Source organism: Mycobacterium malmoense, assembly GCF_019645855.1.
Lineage (GTDB): Bacteria > Actinomycetota > Actinomycetes > Mycobacteriales > Mycobacteriaceae > Mycobacterium > Mycobacterium malmoense.
This window is the reverse complement of sequence record NZ_CP080999.1, coordinates 3,272,712-3,290,609: the sequence shown is the minus strand read 5'-3', so window position 1 is coordinate 3,290,609 and position 17,898 is coordinate 3,272,712. Positions and strand designations below refer to the sequence as shown.

The following is a 17,898-nucleotide window of genomic DNA, read 5'->3' as shown; positions in this document are numbered from 1 at the left end:
TATGACCCAAGTAGGGTCGCGGTTCATGGGAGCGATATTCGATTCTGAGAGTCTTCACGCTATTGCGAAGCGTGCTGTCGGTTTGGAGACCAAGGACGAGGCTTTTGCCCAGATAATCGCCGAATTGAGACGCGAGTATCCGGGTCACATTCATGATGACATCCCGTGGGTGTTCAACAATGCCGGCGGCGCGATGGGGCAAATGAAGTTATTGCATGCTTCGCTGTCCGAATATTTGATCTTTTTCGGCACCCCGATCGGGACGGAGGGCCATTCTGGCCGTTATGGCAGCGAGGTGTGGGACTTCATCATCGACGGCGAGGTGTGGTGTTACGAGGAGGGGCAGTTCGAGCGGAGCGTATACGGACCTGGCGACGTCGCGTATCTGGCGGGCGGTCGGGCCAAGGGCTACGCCGTCCCCGACGCGGCGTTCATGCTGGAGTACGCGCGGGGACCGATTCCCGGGATGTTGCCTTTTGGCTTGGCCGACTCCCTGTTCAGCACCATCGACGTGCCGACGGTGGTCAAGACGGCCTGGTATTACGGGCGGCTTGTCGTCCGCGAGCTACGCCAGGGCAAGGTGTAACCCGGCCAAACGTTTCGGTGCCAGGTCGACGCGCAATCCAGCGTCAGCTTCCAGCCCGGACGCCAGGTGCGACGGCGATCGCGACGTAGCGGATATGGGCACTCGCCAAGTCGACCCCTAGTGCCGGTGTTCGAGAACACCTAGCGGCGAACTCATTGGCCGCGGGGGGTGACAACCGTGGCATATTGTTGGGCCACGATAGCGCCGCCCAGCCACCGTTTGATGAACCGCCGCAAGCCATCTCGGCTACGGCGCGGATCGTTAGGCGCTACGAAGAACGACAGCATTGTGCGGAGGGTGAATTCCACCAGCTCGCGAAGCGCGAGCTGGTCATAACCGTACCTGTTCCAGTCGACGTCGAAGCGGGTGATCATCCGCATCCCAAACTCCTGGGCTTCCTTAGACGCAAGGCTCGGCGTGTGAGCGTTGCGGTACGGCTCGGACAACAAAATGCCCAAATGCGGTGTGCGCGTTACCTCTTCGAGCGCGAAGAGTACCGCCTCGGTCATGGCCTCAGCGGGATCGCAGATGCCGTGGACAGCCTCGGTGAGCCGGTCGAGGAATCCGTCGACCGAGGCCACCGCCGCGGCCTGCATCAGAGCCTCAGCGCTGGGAAAATACCGATACACCGTCTGCCGGATTACCCCCAACGACTCGGCAACTTGAGCGATGCTGACATCTGCGCCGCTCGCAGCGATCAGCTCCACCGCCGCGGCCACGATGCGCTGGGAGGCCTCCTCGTCGGTGACTGGCGGATGACCGTCCCAGCCGCGCCTACGCGCCATGGCCGACGCCCTTGCGTAACACCATTGCCGCAGGATATCGGTCGAGGCCGCGCCCGCGGCGAGGCGAGCCTCCAGTGCGGCATTGACGTGGCATTGACAAGGCCTAACCAAAACGGTGATCATACAGTGGAGATGATAAATGTATGATCACCTCCGGCGCGGCGGTATCAGTAGTAGTGCTCAACGAGGAGTGGGGAGCGTTCCAATGACGGAGACCTACCGAGACATCGAGACATCGTTGAGAGTCCACGCATGACGTCTCCAAGCTCGGCTCCCGGACTCGATTTCACCGACCCGGCTTTATGGGGATCGCGGATACCGCACGAGGAGTTCGCCAGTCTGCGGCGCACGGCGCCGGTGTCGTGGGTTGAGCAGCCACCGATCAGCGGCTACACCGACGGCGGGTACTGGGCGGTCACCAAACATGCCGATGTAAAGGATGTCTCGCGAAACCCAGCCGTGTTCTCCTCGGCGCTGAAGACCTCAATCATTCGCTACCCTGCGGGCGCAACCGAAGAGGAAATCGGGGTGTCCAAGGCGATGCTGGTCAACATGGATGCACCTAAGCACACCGCCTACCGACGCATCATCTCGCGCGGATTCACCCCACGAGCCGTCGACAGTCTGCGGGAAGCGCTAGCGGCCCGCGCGCAATCCATCGTGGCCGAGGCGCGACAGGCGGGGGCCGGTGACTTCGTCGAGCAAGTCGCTTGTGAGCTTCCCCTGCAGGCGATCGCCGAACTGCTCGGCGTTCCACAGTCGGATCGACGCAAGCTGTTCGACTGGTCTAACCAGGTGCTCAACTGGGATGATCCGGAATACGACGTGGACCCGAACCAAGCCACCGCCGAATTGATCGGCTACGCATGGAATCTCGCCGAACAACGGCGCGCCGAACCAGTCGACGACATCGTCACCAAACTGGTAACCGCTGATGTCGACGGTGACGGGCTGGCCTCGGAGGAATTCTCATTCTTCGTGATCCTGCTCTCGATCGCCGGCAACGAAACCACTCGCAACGCCATCACCCACGGCATGAAAGCCTTCGTCGACAATCCCGAGCAATGGGAATTGTTCAAAGCCCAGCGACCCGCGACGACGGCCGATGAGATCGTGCGCTGGGCGACTCCGGTGACGGCATTCCAGCGCGCCGCCACCCAAGACACCGAACTCGGCGGAGTCACCATTCGCCAAGGGCAGCGGCTCGGATTGTTCTACAGCTCGGCCAACTTCGACGACGAGGCGTTCGGCGATCCATTCTCGTTCAACGTCTTGCGCGACCCGAACCCACATGTCGGGTTCGGCGGCACCGGGGCCCACTACTGCGTGGGCGCAAACCTGGCCCGGTTGGAAATCGATCTGATCTTCAACGCCATCGCTGACACAATGCCCAACTTGACGCAACTTTCCGAGCCCGAGCGGCTACGCTCGCCGTGGATCAACGGCATTAAACACTGGCAGGTCCGCTACACCTGAGCGCCTCCCACATCTGCAAGGTGTCAACCCGTGGCCCGGGGGCTCCGTCAAAAAGCGGGAATTCCCTCCCGGTGCGGGCGTAGCGCCCCTACGGCCGATGTGATCAGTTTCGAGCCGGCGCGGCGACGGGGCGAACTCGCATGTCTCCCGGATCTTGTCGAGCTCGACGCCGAGCGACTCGGCGACTATGGTTACCGCGGCGCCCCGCCGATGCCATCGGAAATCGATGGACGCTCAAACCTTCATGTAGCCCTTGTCAGCGGGAATCTGGGCGGCGGTGATCAGCGACGACGCGTCGCTGGCGAGCCAGACCACGATGTCAGAGATCAGGTCGGGGTCGGCTAGCGAATCCGTCGGCAGCGCACCCGGCGAGAAGCTGTGAATGTAATGCGGATGGTCTTGGAAAACCTGATACATCGACACATCGTTGCCCATGGGGGTGTCGGTGCCGTACGGATGCACGGAGTTGACGCGGATGCCGAATTCGCCGAGTTCCATGGCCAATGAATTGGTGAGGCCGACGACACCGAACTTGCTGGCGCAGTAGTGGCCACAGCCGGGGACGGCCTTGATGCCGGCCGCCGAGCTGATCGTGATGATGGATCCGCCGTTACCGGCGGCGATCATCGGCGGCACCGTCGCTTTGATGGTGTTCCACAGCCCGGTCAGGTTGATGTCGAGGATGTCCTGCCACTGCTGGGCCGAAATTTCCCACAGCCGGCCCCAATTCAGTACGCCGGCATTGGCCACGACGATGTCCAGGCGGCCGTACTGTTCGATCGCGTTCGACACCACCCGTTGCTGGCCGGCCAAATCGCGGACGTCTACCTCGGCGGCGAGGATCTTGCGGCCTTCACTCTCGACCAGGCTGACGGTCTCGGCGAGGTCTTCCGGCAGTGCCGGGGGATAGCCGTTGTGCTCGGCGACCGGCGCGCAGGCGTCGATCGCGACGATGTCGGCGCCGGCGCGGGCCAACCGGATGCAGTGCGAGCGGCCTTGTCCGCGGGCGGCTCCGGTCACGTAGGCGACCTTGCCGGCCAACGGGTTAGCAGGGTCGGTCATGCCGACAGCTCCTTTGAATGCGGCATCAATTGTGGTCTGCTGGCAGCCTTGCAGTGGAATTCATAATCCGTCAAGGGCGATCGCCGGCTGAAGCGGCGTGACCCAGCAATGGTTTGGGGCCGGTGATAGACGGTGTCGTCCTGGGAGTTGACGAAGTAGGTGGAAAGACCGGGGTTGCACGCCGTGAGATACAGGTGAACGGCTTTGCCGTGCCGGCGCATCCGATCGTTCCATCGATCAAACGCCGCCTCGCTTACCGCGACCTTCACCGCTCCGCGGCGCCTGGCCTCGTCGATGATGCGCACGGCGTGGGCCGCCATGGTCTCAACGAAGTCTGGCCAGGCGAATCCGACGAAGCCCAGGGGCCCGACGATCTCCCACCGGTTGGGTAGTTGCGGGTGTGCGGTACCGGCGTAGCTGCGCAGCCCGTGGGTGCGGTAATACTCGGCAAGGTCGAATCCGTCGTCACCCAAAACCGTTTCCGGCCTGTATGTTTCGGGATCGGTCCACAATTCGTAACCGGTGGCCGTCACGATCAGGTCGGCCGGGTGGTCGATGCCGTCGACGGTGCGGATGGCGGTGCGGGTGATCCGCTCGATCGGGGTGGTGATCAGGTGGGTGCCGACGTGGTTCAACACGGGCAGGAAGCTGCTCGAGATGACCGGGCGTTTGGCGAGCAGGCCGTAGCGGGGCACCAGCGCCCGGCGCGTTTGCGGGTCGTCGACCACCGCGCGCAACAGCATTCGGTAGAGCGCCCGGTAACCGGCGTCGTAGAGCGGCATGAGCCGCACCAGCAGCGCGCTGGGCAGCCGGGGCAGTAGGTGCACGATCGGCGCAACCATGAAGGCGTCCATGCCGATACGCCCCACGGCGTTGATGGCGCCGACCGCCCCGGGTAGTCGCAGCAGGACGCGCATCCAGGGCGGGATGTCGAAGTCGATTTTGGGCAGCACCCATGCCGGGGTGCGCTGGTAGATGTCCAGGCTGGCGGCCTGGTTCGACAACGCCCCTGCGATCTGGACACCGCTGGAACCGGTGCCGATGACGGCGACCTTCTTGCCCGTGGTGTCATAGCCGTCGTCCCAGGCGTTGGGACGCAGGATGGTTCCCGCGAAGTCGTCGACCCCGGGGATGTCCACGACATCCTTGGCGTTCACGTAACCGCCGACGGAGTTGATCACAAACCGTGCCGACACCGTGGGCCGATCCTTGACCGTAAGGTGCCAAAGACCGGCCTTTGCGTCCCATCGTTGTTGGGTGACTTCGGCATTGGGCCGCAGATGCTCATAGAGGCCCAGGCTCGCGGCGGTATCGCGGAGATACCGGTAGATCTCGGTGCCGGGGGCGAAGAAACGAGTCCAGTTCGGGTTGGGCGCGAACGACAACTGATACCACAGCACGGGGATGTCGACGGCCAGGCCGGGGTAGTGATTGTCACGCCAGGTGCCGCCGAAGTCGTGGCCGCGCTCCAGGATGACAAAATCCGTTATGCCTTTGTCACGCAACAGCTTCGCTGTGGCGATACCTCCCGGCCCGGCGCCGATGATGGCTACTTCGTAGTCGGGCTCATTCACGATCCAGCTCCGGTAAGGCCGGCAACGATGTGATCGCACACGAAACGCCGCACCACGCGGGGATTGTCCAGGTTTATCCCCAGTGGCGGTAACAGCTCGAAACTGAACAGCATTCGGATGATCCATTCGCTGGCCCGCGCCGCGTCGACGCTGCCACCAACTTCCCCGGTGCGCTGCGCGGCCTTGACCAACGGCTTCCACAGTTCGATCGAGCGGCGCATCAGCTCGTCGCCGCCGTGCTCCAACAGCAGCACCAGGATGCTCCGACCGATGCCCCGCGGCGTCGCCTGCGAACCCTGCCGATGCGCACAGATCAGCACCGCCGCGGCCGCCACCTGCCCGGCCAGGGTGGGCTCCTTGTCGACCTCGGCGGCCATGGTTTCGGTGAATGCTGCAGCCAGGTGATTGAGCGCGGTGGTGATGGCGTCGTCGCGGGTACCGAGCACGTTGTGGACGGTGCCGCGCGACACGCCGGCCGCCTCCGCGACCGCGGTGAGGCTGAATCGTCGTGGCCCAAGGTGGCGGAGCGTGTCGGTGGCCGCCGTCAAAAGAGCGGGTGGCACGGGTTTGGCTTCGTGGACGGTGTCGACTGGCACTTGAACACATTAGCGACATGTGTTCAGACCGGTCAACATCTGCCGTCTCGGGGGCTGTCGGCACCGTCCCTTGCACACCATAGCGATATGTGTTCAAGTTGATCAGCATGTTGATGGGTTGGGTGACGTGGGCCTGATCGCGATCAGGTGACGAGGAGAAGATGGCCGTGTACGACCTGAAGATCGTTGGTGGCACCGTCGTCGACGGCACCGGCGTCGAGCGTTATCCCGCAGACATCGGCATCAAGGGCAAGCGAATCGTGGAGGTGCGCCGCCGAAACGGTGCGGACGATCCCGGTTTGGACGGTGCGGCCGTGGAGACGATCGACGCGACGGGTCGCATTGTGGCGCCGGGGTTCGTCGACATCCACACCCACTACGACGGTCAGGTCAGTTGGGACAGCCTCCTGGAACCGTCCAGCGGCCACGGGGTGACGACGGTGGTTACCGGAAACTGCGGTGTCGGTTTCGCGCCGGTAGCACCCGGCCGCGAGGAGTGGCTGATCAAGCTCATGGAGGGCGTCGAAGACATTCCCGGCACGGCACTCAGCGAAGGCATTTCGTGGGGATGGGAAAGTTACCCCGAGTATCTCGACGTGATCGGTCGCCAGGAGTTTGCCGTCGACGTGGGAAGCCAGGTGGCGCACGGCGCGATTCGTGCCTATGCCATGGGCGACCGCGGCGCCCGCAACGAACCGGCCACTCCCGACGACATCGCGGCGATGAGCCGATTGGTGACAGAGGCGATCGAGGCAGGCGCGCTGGGGTTTTCGACGTCACGCACGATCGCTCACCGGGCGATGGACGGCGAGCCCGTCCCCGGCACGTTCGCCGCCGAAGACGAATTGTTTGGCCTGGGCCGGGCCATGGCGGCCGGTGGCAACGCGGTATTCGAGCTGGCCCCGCAGGGCGCGGCGGGTGAGGACATCGTCGCGCCCAAAAAGGAACTCGAGTGGATGCGGCGCCTCAGTGCCGAGATCGACCGGCCGGTGTCGTTTGCGCTGATTCAGGTCGATGCCGACCCGAACCTGTGGCGCGAACAGCTGGATATCTCGGCGGCCGCCCACGCGGCGGGAAGCCGGCTGCACCCGCAGATCGCCGCCAGGCCGTTCGGGATGCTGCTCGGTTTCCCCGGCCACCACGCCTTCACCCACCGCCCGACCTACCGCCGGTTGAAGGGCGAATGTGGTCGCGAGGAACTGGCGCAGCGTCTGGCCGATCCGGCGGTCAAGGCCGCGATCCTGGCCGAGGAGGATCTGCCCATCGATCCGACGTCGCAGTTCGACGGAATGTTCGCGCTCGTGCAGCATTCGCTGAACCGGATCTACGCGCTGGGAGATCCGCCGGACTATGAGCCGACCCCGGATCGCACCGTTGCCGCGATCGCCGCGCGACGCGGCGACGACCCCTTGGCCACGCTGTATGACTTGATGCTGGAGGCCGACGTCGGGTCCATGCTGATGCTGCCGTTCTTCAACTACGCCGACGGCAACCACGACGCGATCCGCGAGATGATGACCCATCCCGCCGGCGTGCTGGGTTTGTCCGACGGCGGCGCCCACTGCGGCTTGATCTGCGACGCCTCCTACCCGACCTTTCTGCTCACGCACTGGGCCCGAGATCGCCACCGTGGCAAGAAGTTGTCGCTGGAGTACGTGGTGCGCAAGCAATCCCGTGATACCGCAGAGCTTTTCGGGCTGACCGATCGCGGAACGATCGAGGTCGGCAAGAAGGCCGATATCAACGTGGTCGACATGGACGCGTTGACGCTGCAGCCCGCCCGGATGGCGTATGACCTGCCCGCCGGTGGACGGCGGCTCATCCAGGCCGCAAGCGGTTACGCCGCAACGGTTGTCAGCGGGACGATCACCCGACGCGACAGCATCGACACCGGTGCGCGGCCCGGCCGCCTGGTGCGCGGCGCGCGCTGACACCTACCCTGATCTGGACTATCTGCGCATCGTGATCGGCGAACTGCCTCTCGATCTCCGTCACCGCTTTCCCGGCGAACACGACCGATGTGTAGAAGTCCGCGATCGCGTCGGCATCAGAAAACGTGCCCGCCGGGTGCATCAGCGTGGCGGTCGGTGCGAAAAGCGAAATGAGGCAATCGATGTCGCCACGGTTGACCGCGTCGACGTACTTCTCGGCTATGGTCGCTATTTTCCTCGTTAACGTGAGTCGATCGTGACGGGCATATGCCGAACACCCGCATGCTTATTGCTGCGGACGTACTCTATCGGACCGGTCAGCGTGATGGTACCGACTTGGTTCAGCAGCGCGTCGAACATCACCCGCATTTCGAGGCGGGCGAGCGACGCGCCGAGGCAAAAGTGTACGCCGCGGCCAAAGGTCAAATGTGGATTCGGATTTCGGGTGATGTCGAATGTGTAGGGATCGGCGAACACCGCGTCGTCGCGGTTGGCCGACGCCCACCAGAGGGTGACCTTGTCGCCGGCGGCGATGTGCTGACCGTGCAGGTCGACGTCTCGGGTGGCCGTGCGTCGGTTATATGGAGTCGACGATGCCCAGCGCAGCATCTCCTCGACGGCAACCGGCAGAAGCTCTCGATCGTGCCGCAGGTGCTCCCACGCGTCGGGATGCTCGCTTAGGGCCGACATGCCAATGGCGATGGAGTTCCGCGTCGTCTCGCTGCCGGCGGCGATGATCAGGCTCAGGAACATTCGCTGCTCATTTTCGGTCAACGGCTCACCGTCGATCAGCGCCTGGGTGACGACGGAAAGCAGGTCGTCAGAGGGCTCGGAACGCTTACGCTCCAACAGGTTTGTGCCGTAGGTAAACATCTGCGCCTGCGCCTGGACTACGCGATCGTTGATCTCGCCGACCTCACGGTCCTCATAGTCCAAAGTGACGTTGGCCCAATTCATCAATTCGTGGCGATCGGCCTGGGGCACGCCCACCAGCTGCGCGATGGCTTGTAGTGGTAGTTCGGCGGCGACGTCGACAAGAAAGTCACACTCGCGTTTGGCTAACGCCGCGTCGACAATTGCGACGGCGCGGCGGCGAAGGTCCTCCTCCATGGCTCGCAACGCCCGCGGCGTGGTGCTGGGAGTCAACAGCCGCCGGATCTGGGCATGACGAGGGTCGTCCGTCATGTTCAGCAGCGCGCCGACGGCGAGACCACGCGGCATGTCCTCGAGCGTGGTGCCACCGCCCTCACGGCCACCGCCGGTCTCGGAGGAGAAGGTCACCGGATCCGCGGCGGCAGCGACAATATCGGCATACCGGCTGAGCACCCAGAACCCTTCGTCGCCAGGCGTATGCGCGGTGGGCGGATGAAACCAGACCGGTGACTCGTCCCGCAACACGTCGAACACTTCATATGGGAACCCGGTCGTGAACCGGTTTAAATCGGTGAGGTCAATGTCGTCATACATCGAAGCCGCACCCTTCGGCGGACTTGTCCATCGCTCCGCTCTTCATGCGGATCCACTCGCCCACGTCCATGACCATACATATATTGTGCGGTGTCCGGACAGTGTTGACGGGCTAACAGTCAATCCCGGCCACTTCGCAACTCTGGCATTCGACGGATCCTGTTGCAACCATTACATTCTGGATTCGTCCGGTTCGGTGGCGCGGTGCAGGAGCCGGCGAAGAGAGGCTTCGTTGGTGCTCCCGATATAGCTGTCGAGCCACACGCTGACTCGTGGTGCCAGATCGGCCGGCAGTGCGGAACGGTTGACTACGAACGCGGTCAAAAGGTGTTCGATCGCACTGGGCATCTCGCCGGCGCCGATCTCGACACACAGCGATACGCGGTTGGAGTCGGTAAGCGAGGGCAGGGCATCGAGCAGGTCCCATGCCAACGCGATTTCATCGACGAACTTCACGCCGGGGCACCCACTCTGCATCGCGGAACGTCGGTCCGCTGCCGTGACAATCAGCGCGATCCATCGGGCGCGGACGGCGACAGCGCACGTGAGGCGACGTATGGTCCGCGCGCATGAAGGCCATTGTGCGGTATTCCGGGCAAAAGCGTCGGACGTTCAAGCCAGGCCTCCTAGCCCTCAACCAGTCGTTATCGACCCGTTTTACACGGTGGCGACGGTGCTGCGCCGTTGGGCGCGACCGGCCGCGCCGACGGCGGGGCCGATCCATCGCCGCAGCAGGCGACGCAGTTCGTCGCCCGACGCCTCCAGCGGTGCCAGGATGAACGACTGTAGGGTCCGCAAAATCATTTCGATGAGATCCTCGATGGCCTGCTCGTCGAAGCCGGCCCAGTCGACGTCGAGGCGGTCGAGAATCGAGCGACCAAACAAGCGGGCGGTGTCGGTGGTGACCGTGACGGCGAAGGCACTGGCGCGCTGCGACCGCAGCAGCAGGCCCACGTAGGGGTCGCCCGGCAGGCGTTCGAGGGTAATGGCAATGCCCTCGACGACGGCGTCGCCGGGATCGGTGATGCCGGCGAGCGCCTCCGCAAGCTGGTCGAGAAAGCCGCTCGCGCCGTCGGCAGCGGTGGCCGACAACAGCTCTTCGGTGCTGGCGAAGTACCGGTAGACGGTTTGCCGGGTGACGCCGAGGGTGCGGGCGACGTCGGCGATGCTGGTTTGTTCGCCTCGTTCATCGATGGTGTGCCGGGTCGCCTCGAGAATGCGGGTCACGGCCTCCTCGTCGGTGGCCGGCACGTTGCCGGCCCAGCCCCGGGTGCGCATCAGCGCCCCTCGACCGCGCGCAAATGTTGGCTCATAACCGGAAACGGTAATCGCCCGACGCCCGAGATCTGGTCATACAGCAGAATTGATGTGTATGATCGGTGCCAAATCAGGCCGGACAAGGGAGACCGCCGATGGAGACCGCCACATGTCCGTTTGGCTCGGGTTTCGACTTCACCAGCCCAGATCTGCTGGAACGTGGCATGCCGGTGCGCGAGTTCGCCGAGTTACGCAAGACGGCGCCGGTGTGGTGGAACGCGCAACCGGTCGGCACGGCGGGTTTCCGCGACGGTGGCTTTTGGGTGATCAGCAAACACCAACACATCAAGGAGATTTCACGCGACAACGACACCTGGTCGACCAACCGCAACGGCGTGGTAATTCGGTTCCACGACGAGATGACCCCCGAACAGATCGAGCTGACCAAAGCGCTGTTGATCAACCACGATCCGCCGGCGCACACACGGCTGCGCAAGCTGGTGTCGCGGTTGTTCACCCCCCGCGCCGTGGCCGCACTGGAGGCCAAACTCGATGCGGCCGCCCGGAGCATCGTGGCCGCCGCTGCCGAGAAGGAGTCGGGCAACTTCGTGCAGGACATCGCCGTGGGTCTGCCGCTGCTGGCGATCGCGGACCTACTTGGGGTTCCCGAGGCCGACCGCGAGCAGCTGTTCCACTGGACCAATTCGATCATGAACATCGACGACCCGGATTTCCCCGACGATCCGGCCGCGGCCAACGCCGAGATCCTGGGTTATGCCTACAAGATGGCCGAGGAGCGGCGGCGTTGCCCGGCCGACGACATCGTCACCCGGCTGGTACACGCCGACATCGACGGGGAAGCGTTGGACGAGACCGAGTTCGGGTTCTTCGTCATCCTGCTGGCGGTGGCCGGCAACGAAACCACCCGAAACGCCATGACGCACGGCATGAACGCATTCCTGGATTACCCCGAGCAGTGGGAGCTGTTCAAACGCGAGCGCCCGGCCAGCGCGGCCGACGAGATCGTGCGGTGGGCCACTCCGGTGCACTGCTTTCAACGAACGGCGTTGCGGGACACTGAAGTTGGGGGAGTGACAATCAAGGCGGGGCAACGGGCGGGATTGTTTTACAGCTCAGCCAACTACGACGAGGACGTGTTCGACGAGCCGTTCACCTTCAACATCATGCGTGAGCCCAACCCGCACCTGGGATTTGGTGGCAGCGGGGCACACTACTGCATCGGCGCCAACCTGGCGCGCATGGAAATCAATCTGATGTTCAACGCGATCGCCGACATCGTTCCCGACATCGAGAAGCTCGGCGAACCGCACCGCCTGCGACACGGATGGATCAACGGCGTCAAAGCTCTGCCGGTGCGTTACGGCAATGCGGCCGAGCTTGTCTAGGCAGCGATGAACCGGGTCGGTCGCCGATGCTTTAAGGCTCGCCCCGACTCGCGACATCGTGGCCCTGGCCAGCGCCGCTGACCAATTGGGATATGACGGTCTCGGGATGGCGGCATCACCCACGTCCTTATCCGGCCTACTGCTCGCCGGATGCCCCCATACAAGCCAAGATTGACGCCATGGCACGATACCGCACCGACTTCGGGCTCGATAGCCCGTAGAGGCGCAACATTTCGTCGGCAAGCAGCCGACCCGCAAAGGAGCGACATGACCGTATTCGACCTGTCCTCGGTGTTCTCGACGGTGGCCGATGCCATCCCCGATCAGACGCTGCTGGTGTGGCGCGACCAGCGCTACAGTTACGGCCAGATCAACGCCCGCGTCAACGGGGTGGCCCGCTACCTGGTCTCCCGCGGGTTGGGGTGTCACGCCGAACGCGAGCAGTTGCGCGGGCATCAATCGGGGCAGGACCACGTCGGCATCTACTTGCGCAACGGCAACCAGTACCTCGAATCGATGATCGCCGGATTCCGCGCGCGGGTAGCGCCGTTCAATGTCAGCTACCGCTACGTCGAAGACGAACTCGTCTACCTGCTCAACAACGCTGACGCCCGCGCACTGGTCTACGCCGCGGAGTTCGCGCCGAAGGTCGCGGCCATTCGCGACCGGCTGCCCCACCTTCAGGTGCTCATTCAGGTCGCCGACCACAGTGGCAACGCGCCGCTGCCGGGCGCCGTCGACTACGAATCCATCACCACCACCACCGCGCCGCCGGCCGGGATGCCCACTCCGGTCCCCGACGACCTCTACATCCTCTACACCGGCGGCACCACCGGCATGCCCAAAGGGGTGTTGTGGCGCCAACACGACATCTTCCTGTCGTCGATGGGGGGACGACCGTTCGGCAGCCAAACCCCGTTGGCGTCCTACGCCGAACTGGCCGCGCAGGCCAGTCAGTCTCCCGGCGCGCTGTCGGTGCTCATGCTCCCCCCGCTCATGCACGGCGCCGCCCAGTGGGCGACGTTTCATGTCATCACCATGGGAGGTCGCATCGTGATCCCCGACGACGTGGAACGGCTGCGGCCCGCCCAAGTGCTTCGGCTGGCCGAACGCGAAAAAGTGCTCAACATTCCGGTGGTCGGTGACGCGATCGCCCGGCCGCTGCTCGAGGAGATCGAAACCGGGGCTTACGATTTGTCCGGGCTGGTGACGATCAGCAACGGCGGCGCCCCGCTCTCGCCGACGGTTCGCGAGCGCATCCTGGCCGCCCTGCCCAACGTCATGATCCTCGATGCGGTCGGCGCGTCGGAGTCGGGAATGCAGATGAACACCATGGCCGCCAAGGACTCCGAGCCCGCCGTGTTCACCCCCGGCTCTGACACCGCCGTAGTCGCAACGGATTTCACCCGAGTACTGCAGCCCGGTGAGGTGCAGGGCTGGCTGGCCCGCCGCGACCTGATACCGCTGGGTTATCTCGGTGATGAGGACAAGACGGCACGCACTTTTCCCACCATCGACGGGACGCGCTGGTCGGTGCCCGGTGATGAAGCCGAATACCTGCCCGACGGCCGCATCCGGCTGCTGGGCCGAAATTCGTTGACTATCAACTCCGGTGGCGAAAAGATCTTCGTCGAAGAAGTCGAACGGGCCATCGCCGCGCATCCCGCCGTCTATGACGTCGTCGTGGTCGGCCGGCCGTCGCAGCGGTGGGGCAGCGAAGTCGTCGCCATCGTGCAAATCGCTGAGGGTACTTCGGTCACCGACGACGAGATCCTGCACGCGTGCCGTCAGCGCATCGCCGGCTACAAGGTTCCCAAAACACTTGTCCGCGTGTCGAAAATCGCGCGTTCGCCCGTCGGTAAGGCCGACTATCGCTGGGCTTATAACATTGCCACCACGACGCTCGCGCCCGCATGAACAGCGACACGGTTGCCGGCCGCGACGAGCGTGAACAACCGGTAATGTGGCCAATCCGGGACGCGACGGGGTCGTCGGGAGCAGAATGACGTGATGAGGCTTTTTCTACGGCGTTGCGCAATCGGAGTGTCCGCCGTTGTGTTGGCGGGGTTGCCGGTGACGGGACTGGCCGCGCCGGCAGTCAGCAGGGCCGACGATCCGTGCGCCCCCGGCTGGTACTGGAACGCCGACCTGAACCAATGCGTGTTCTGGCTTCCGGCCGCAAATGGACCCGGCGGACCGGGCGGACCTGGTGGCCCTGGTGGACCGGGAGGCCCCGGTGGACCGGGCGGGCCAGGTGGCCCCGGTGGACCTGGTGGCCCCGGCCCGCGTTAGGAGCCGGCTTCCGTCACCGCGGCAACCCCAGACCGCGAAATCCCAGACCATTATCCCGGCCGGACCGGACGCCACTCGCGGAGGCGATGCGTCGTAAAAGCATTGTGCCAAAGGAAGTTTGGTAGATATCGGGGCATGCTTGTGCGGATGTTAGGTGTCGCCACTGCCGCCGAGCGTAGATATTCAAGCGGCCAATCGGGTACCGGCTGCGGGTGCCGTGCACGAGAAGTGCTCGCCCACACCGACGGACACGACATGGGATGATCCGTAATCGGGATTGAGTCGCGCGGTCGGGACCGCGCACCGGCGAGCGTGACGTTCACGTTCATCCGTCCATCTGACAAAGTCGGCAGCGATGCACCCCGCACCGCACAAGGCCAACGCGACACCGAACTGGAGTGGTGAGCCGGCCACGAGCGCTGTCAGGGCCGACGCGCCCGATAGGACAACGATCGTTATTGCGCCGGCGTGGAGGGCGGCGAGGCGCGGGTCCCGAGCCGCCGGCGGGGCACCACGTCTGATAGCGCGCTCAGCCATCGCCACTCCTGTTCAATCGATAGCTTGGCTGGTCAAAAAACCAAACCGTGACCGCAATGTTTCGCTATCGAGACACCGCAGACGAGGGCCACACGGCACCGCCTCGGCATGGCGTAGGGCCCCTAACAAAAGGACAAAAGTCCCCTCGGGCCAATGGTGGTCAGGCCCAAAGTGGCCTCGGGACAACGTGAATCAAACCCACCGGCGTCCGCCTCGCCAACGGGCGAGGCGGACGCCGGGTGAGCTGGCCTTTACAGCGGGATCCAGACCCCGAAGAACCAAAAGCCCCACTGGTTGAACCCGGGATCCCAGACGGGCGTTTCGTTGTAGCCGTAGTAGTTGATGGGGCCATACCCCCATTGCCCGCCGGGCGGAGGTAGCGGCCTGTCCCACGCCGGCCTCGGCGGCGCGCCGGGCCCCCAGGGTGCGGGGCCGTCGCCCCAAGGGGCGTTGTGGAAATAACCGCGCTGCGGATCGCCGTGCCATGGGCCACCGGGTCCGCCTGGGCCACCCGGACCTCCTGGTCCGCCGGGTTCACCCGGATGACCGGGCCCGCCAGGACCACCGGGTCCGCCCGGGTTGCCTGGGCCACCGGGTCCGCCCGGGGGTCCACCCGGACCGCCCGGATGACCGGGTGCACCCGGGCCGCCCGGGCCACCGGGTCCGCCGGGTCCACCCGGAGGTCCGCCAGGTCCGCCGGGTTCGCCCGGCCCACCGGGGCCACCGGGCCCGCCGGGATCATTTGGTCCGGTCGGGGCGTGGAAGCCGCCGGGCGCCGGCGCGCCATGGTTGCCACCGGGAGCGGGTGGAGGCGGTCCAGGAGCGGCGTTCGCCGTACCGACGCCCATACCCAATGCCGCCGCGCTTAGAGCACCGGCGACGGTGCCCCCCGCGATCAGTTGCTTCAGTTTCATGGCCCTTCACCTGTCTAGATAACGAATTCCTCGATCCCCCAACACCCGTAGACTAAATAGTCTACCTATGGATCCGCTATGACAAGTCCATGCAAAACCTTTGGGCGGACCGTCGCATCCGTCGCCGCAGCCCTCGCCGCCCGGCAAACCCCTAGCCGGACAAGGTCCGGATAAGGCAAGGTTTGGCTAGCTTTGGCAAGGCTATGTTTGCTGGTCAGACGTGGTTTTGATGGATATCGTTGCGGCCGTGTCGACCACGCCCCACCACGAACCCCATGAGGGTTCGGTGTCGTCGAAGTTGAATTGGCTGCGCGCGGGGGTGCTGGGCGCCAACGATGGGATCGTCTCCACTGCGGGCATCGTCGTTGGTGTGGCGGCGGCGACCGTGCAACGCGGCCCGATATTGACCGCCGGAATCGCGGGGCTGGCCGCCGGAGCCGTATCGATGGCGTTGGGGGAATACGTCTCCGTCAGCACCCAGCGAGACACCGAGCAGGCGTTGTTAGCCAAGGAACTTCAAGAGTTGCACGACGATCCGGCCGCCGAACTGGACGAGCTCGCCGCGCTGTATGAAGCGAAGGGTCTGTCGCCGGCGACGGCGCGCACCGTGGCTGAGGAACTCACCGACCGCAATCCCTTCCCCGCCCACGCCGAGGTCGAACTGGGTATCGATCCCGAGGAGCTGACCAACCCGTGGCACGCCGCGCTGTCCTCGGCGCTGTCATTCACATTGGGCGCCGTGTTGCCGTTGATCGTGATCTTGGCGCCGCCGACGACGTGGAGAATCCCAGCCACCGTCGTGGCGGTACTCGTGGCGTTGGTGATCACCGGTGCGGTGTCGGCGGGATTGGGCGGAGCACCGCAGGGCCGGGCAGCGGTCCGCAATGTCGTCGGCGGTGGTCTTGCGTTGGCGGTCACTTACGCGATCGGCCATCTGGTGGGCGCCGCAATCGCCTGACGGTGCGACGCAGGTTGCCACCGAAATCGACGAGAGCGCGGAAAAGTTCGAGGAAGGTCGCACGCTACCGTCGATCTCGCGATGGCCGCGGGGGACGAGGGCCCGATGGCCGGACGTCGCGACTGGACGAGAAACTGTAACTTCTACAGTTGTCAACCTCACGGGAGCGGAACCCGTTGAGGGTCCCGATCAGGCGGAGAGTCGTGCATTGACCGAATCGAATATCACGCCGGATGACAATGATCCGGCGATGCCGACGCCGTACTTTGTACGCGACGAAAGCCATTACGTGCCAACCCAAATCGCGCGCGGCGGGTGGGGCCCGTCGATCAGCGGCCACGTCGTGGGCGGCCTCTTGGCCCGGGCGGTCGAACGCGCGGTCGACGACCCGCAACTGCAACCCGCCCGGCTGACCGTCGACCTACCGGCACCAACCGCGCTCGAACCGATCGAGGTGCACACCCGCGTCCACCATGACCGGCGGCGATTGCGGCTCGTCGAAGCCGTTCTCACCCAGCGTGGCGCCCCCGTGGCACGCGGGAGCGCACTGTTTCTGCGGCGCGGCCCGCAGCCCGACGGGCGCGTGTGGTCCCAATCGGTGCAGATGCCGCCGCTGCCAGTCGAGGACGGCGCCCAACCGTCGCTTTTCATGCGGACCTACGGCTGGGGCGCGGGGATCCAGAATCCCGATCCGAAGTGGGCCAACACCTCTGGACCGAAATACACCTGGTTGCACGAAACACGCCCGTTGATCGGCGGCGAACCGCTCAGCGCCTTCACCCGCGCGGCGATGGCCGCCGACATCACGGCCTCCATCGCCAATTGGGGCACGCAGGCGTTGCAGTTCATCAATGCCGACTACACGCTGACGCTGAGCCGGCTGCCCGAAGGGCCCCACATCGGGCTGGCTTCGCTGACGCACTCTAGCCACGACGGGGTGGCCACCGGCTCGGCCGTTCTCGTCGACCGCAACGGCCCGATCGGCAGCGGCGTGTCCGTCGCGATAGCGCACTCCGGATTCCGTCCGGCATCGGTAAATTCACCGGCCGGATGAAGA

The 17,898-nt window shown here is 64.8% G+C and carries 16 protein-coding genes; 7 read left to right on the top strand and 9 right to left on the bottom strand.

What is annotated here, in order from left to right:
* Nucleotide 1 precedes the first annotated feature (1 nt).
* Nucleotides 2–586 carry an ERG2 family protein gene (locus K3U93_RS15275; RefSeq protein WP_230981686.1) on the top strand — a complete coding sequence of 195 codons (585 nt, stop codon included), beginning with the start codon at nt 2–4 and terminating at the stop codon, nt 584–586.
* A gap of 152 nt (nt 587–738) precedes the next feature.
* Here K3U93_RS15275 and K3U93_RS15270 read toward each other — a convergent pair whose 3' ends face one another.
* Nucleotides 739–1,371 carry a TetR/AcrR family transcriptional regulator gene (locus K3U93_RS15270; RefSeq protein WP_083010484.1) on the bottom strand — a complete coding sequence of 211 codons (633 nt, stop codon included), beginning with the start codon at nt 1,369–1,371 and terminating at the stop codon, nt 739–741.
* Nucleotides 1,372–1,623: 252 nt separating this feature from the next.
* On the opposite strand from K3U93_RS15270, the gene K3U93_RS15265 reads away from it, so the two are divergent.
* Nucleotides 1,624–2,847 (top strand): cytochrome P450, encoded by a 1,224-nt coding sequence (locus K3U93_RS15265; RefSeq protein WP_083010458.1) that lies wholly within the window; start codon nt 1,624–1,626, stop codon nt 2,845–2,847.
* A 234-nt stretch (nt 2,848–3,081) separates the two neighbouring features.
* Here K3U93_RS15265 and K3U93_RS15260 read toward each other — a convergent pair whose 3' ends face one another.
* From K3U93_RS15260 to K3U93_RS15250, 3 genes are read right to left on the bottom strand one after another with little or no spacing between them, the layout of a single operon-like run.
* Entirely contained in the window at nt 3,082–3,909 is an 828-nt protein-coding gene (locus K3U93_RS15260; protein WP_083010459.1) for a mycofactocin-coupled SDR family oxidoreductase, read from the bottom strand.
* Nucleotides 3,906–5,483, bottom strand: a complete 1,578-nt coding sequence (locus K3U93_RS15255; RefSeq protein WP_083010460.1) for a flavin-containing monooxygenase — start codon at nt 5,481–5,483, stop codon at nt 3,906–3,908. The genes K3U93_RS15260 and K3U93_RS15255 overlap by 4 nt, the downstream gene beginning before the upstream one ends.
* Nucleotides 5,480–6,079: a TetR/AcrR family transcriptional regulator gene (locus K3U93_RS15250; RefSeq protein WP_083010461.1), complete on the bottom strand. Its 600-nt coding sequence runs from the start codon at nt 6,077–6,079 to the stop codon at nt 5,480–5,482. Before K3U93_RS15250 ends, K3U93_RS15255 begins: the two co-directional genes overlap by 4 nt.
* A 167-nt stretch (nt 6,080–6,246) precedes the next feature.
* Between K3U93_RS15250 and K3U93_RS15245 the strand changes: the two genes are divergently transcribed.
* Nucleotides 6,247–8,010, top strand: a complete 1,764-nt coding sequence (locus tag K3U93_RS15245) for an N-acyl-D-amino-acid deacylase family protein (RefSeq protein ID WP_083010485.1) — start codon at nt 6,247–6,249, stop codon at nt 8,008–8,010.
* Here K3U93_RS15245 and K3U93_RS25505 read toward each other — a convergent pair.
* From K3U93_RS25505 to K3U93_RS15225, 4 genes are all read right to left on the bottom strand, one after another.
* A complete protein-coding gene (locus tag K3U93_RS25505; RefSeq protein ID WP_350355548.1) occupies nt 7,946–8,182 on the bottom strand; it encodes a nuclear transport factor 2 family protein in 237 nt (78 codons plus the stop codon). The two genes, K3U93_RS15245 and K3U93_RS25505, sit on opposite strands and share 65 nt — an antisense overlap.
* A gap of 68 nt (nt 8,183–8,250) precedes the next feature.
* Entirely contained in the window at nt 8,251–9,477 is a 1,227-nt protein-coding gene (locus K3U93_RS15235) for a cytochrome P450 (RefSeq protein ID WP_083010463.1), read from the bottom strand.
* A gap of 171 nt (nt 9,478–9,648) precedes the next feature.
* Nucleotides 9,649–9,933 carry a hypothetical protein gene (locus K3U93_RS15230; RefSeq protein ID WP_083010464.1) on the bottom strand — a complete coding sequence of 95 codons (285 nt, stop codon included), beginning with the start codon at nt 9,931–9,933 and terminating at the stop codon, nt 9,649–9,651.
* Between the two features lie 201 nt (nt 9,934–10,134).
* Nucleotides 10,135–10,755 carry a TetR/AcrR family transcriptional regulator gene (locus K3U93_RS15225; protein ID WP_083010465.1) on the bottom strand — a complete coding sequence of 207 codons (621 nt, stop codon included), beginning with the start codon at nt 10,753–10,755 and terminating at the stop codon, nt 10,135–10,137.
* Nucleotides 10,756–10,889: 134 nt separating this feature from the next.
* Here K3U93_RS15225 and K3U93_RS15220 point away from each other — a divergent pair, with 134 nt between their 5' ends.
* Together K3U93_RS15220 and K3U93_RS15215 are read left to right on the top strand one after the other, a co-directional pair.
* Complete coding sequence (locus K3U93_RS15220; RefSeq protein ID WP_083010466.1) at nt 10,890–12,140, top strand: cytochrome P450; 1,251 nt, start codon at nt 10,890–10,892, stop codon at nt 12,138–12,140.
* Nucleotides 12,141–12,407: 267 nt separating this feature from the next.
* Entirely contained in the window at nt 12,408–14,057 is a 1,650-nt protein-coding gene (locus tag K3U93_RS15215; protein ID WP_083010467.1) for an acyl-CoA synthetase, read from the top strand.
* Between the two features lie 1,163 nt (nt 14,058–15,220).
* Here K3U93_RS15215 and K3U93_RS24965 read toward each other — a convergent pair.
* Nucleotides 15,221–15,883: a chitin-binding protein gene (locus K3U93_RS24965; RefSeq protein ID WP_083011258.1), complete on the bottom strand. Its 663-nt coding sequence runs from the start codon at nt 15,881–15,883 to the stop codon at nt 15,221–15,223.
* Between the two features lie 247 nt (nt 15,884–16,130).
* Between K3U93_RS24965 and K3U93_RS15205 the strand changes: the two genes are divergently transcribed.
* Both K3U93_RS15205 and K3U93_RS15200 read left to right on the top strand, forming a co-directional pair.
* On the top strand, nt 16,131–16,841 hold the full coding sequence (locus tag K3U93_RS15205; protein WP_083011325.1) for a VIT1/CCC1 transporter family protein: 711 nt from the start codon (nt 16,131–16,133) through the stop codon (nt 16,839–16,841).
* A gap of 250 nt (nt 16,842–17,091) precedes the next feature.
* Nucleotides 17,092–17,895 carry a thioesterase family protein gene (locus K3U93_RS15200; RefSeq protein WP_139797084.1) on the top strand — a complete coding sequence of 268 codons (804 nt, stop codon included), beginning with the start codon at nt 17,092–17,094 and terminating at the stop codon, nt 17,893–17,895.
* Nucleotides 17,896–17,898 lie beyond the last annotated feature (3 nt).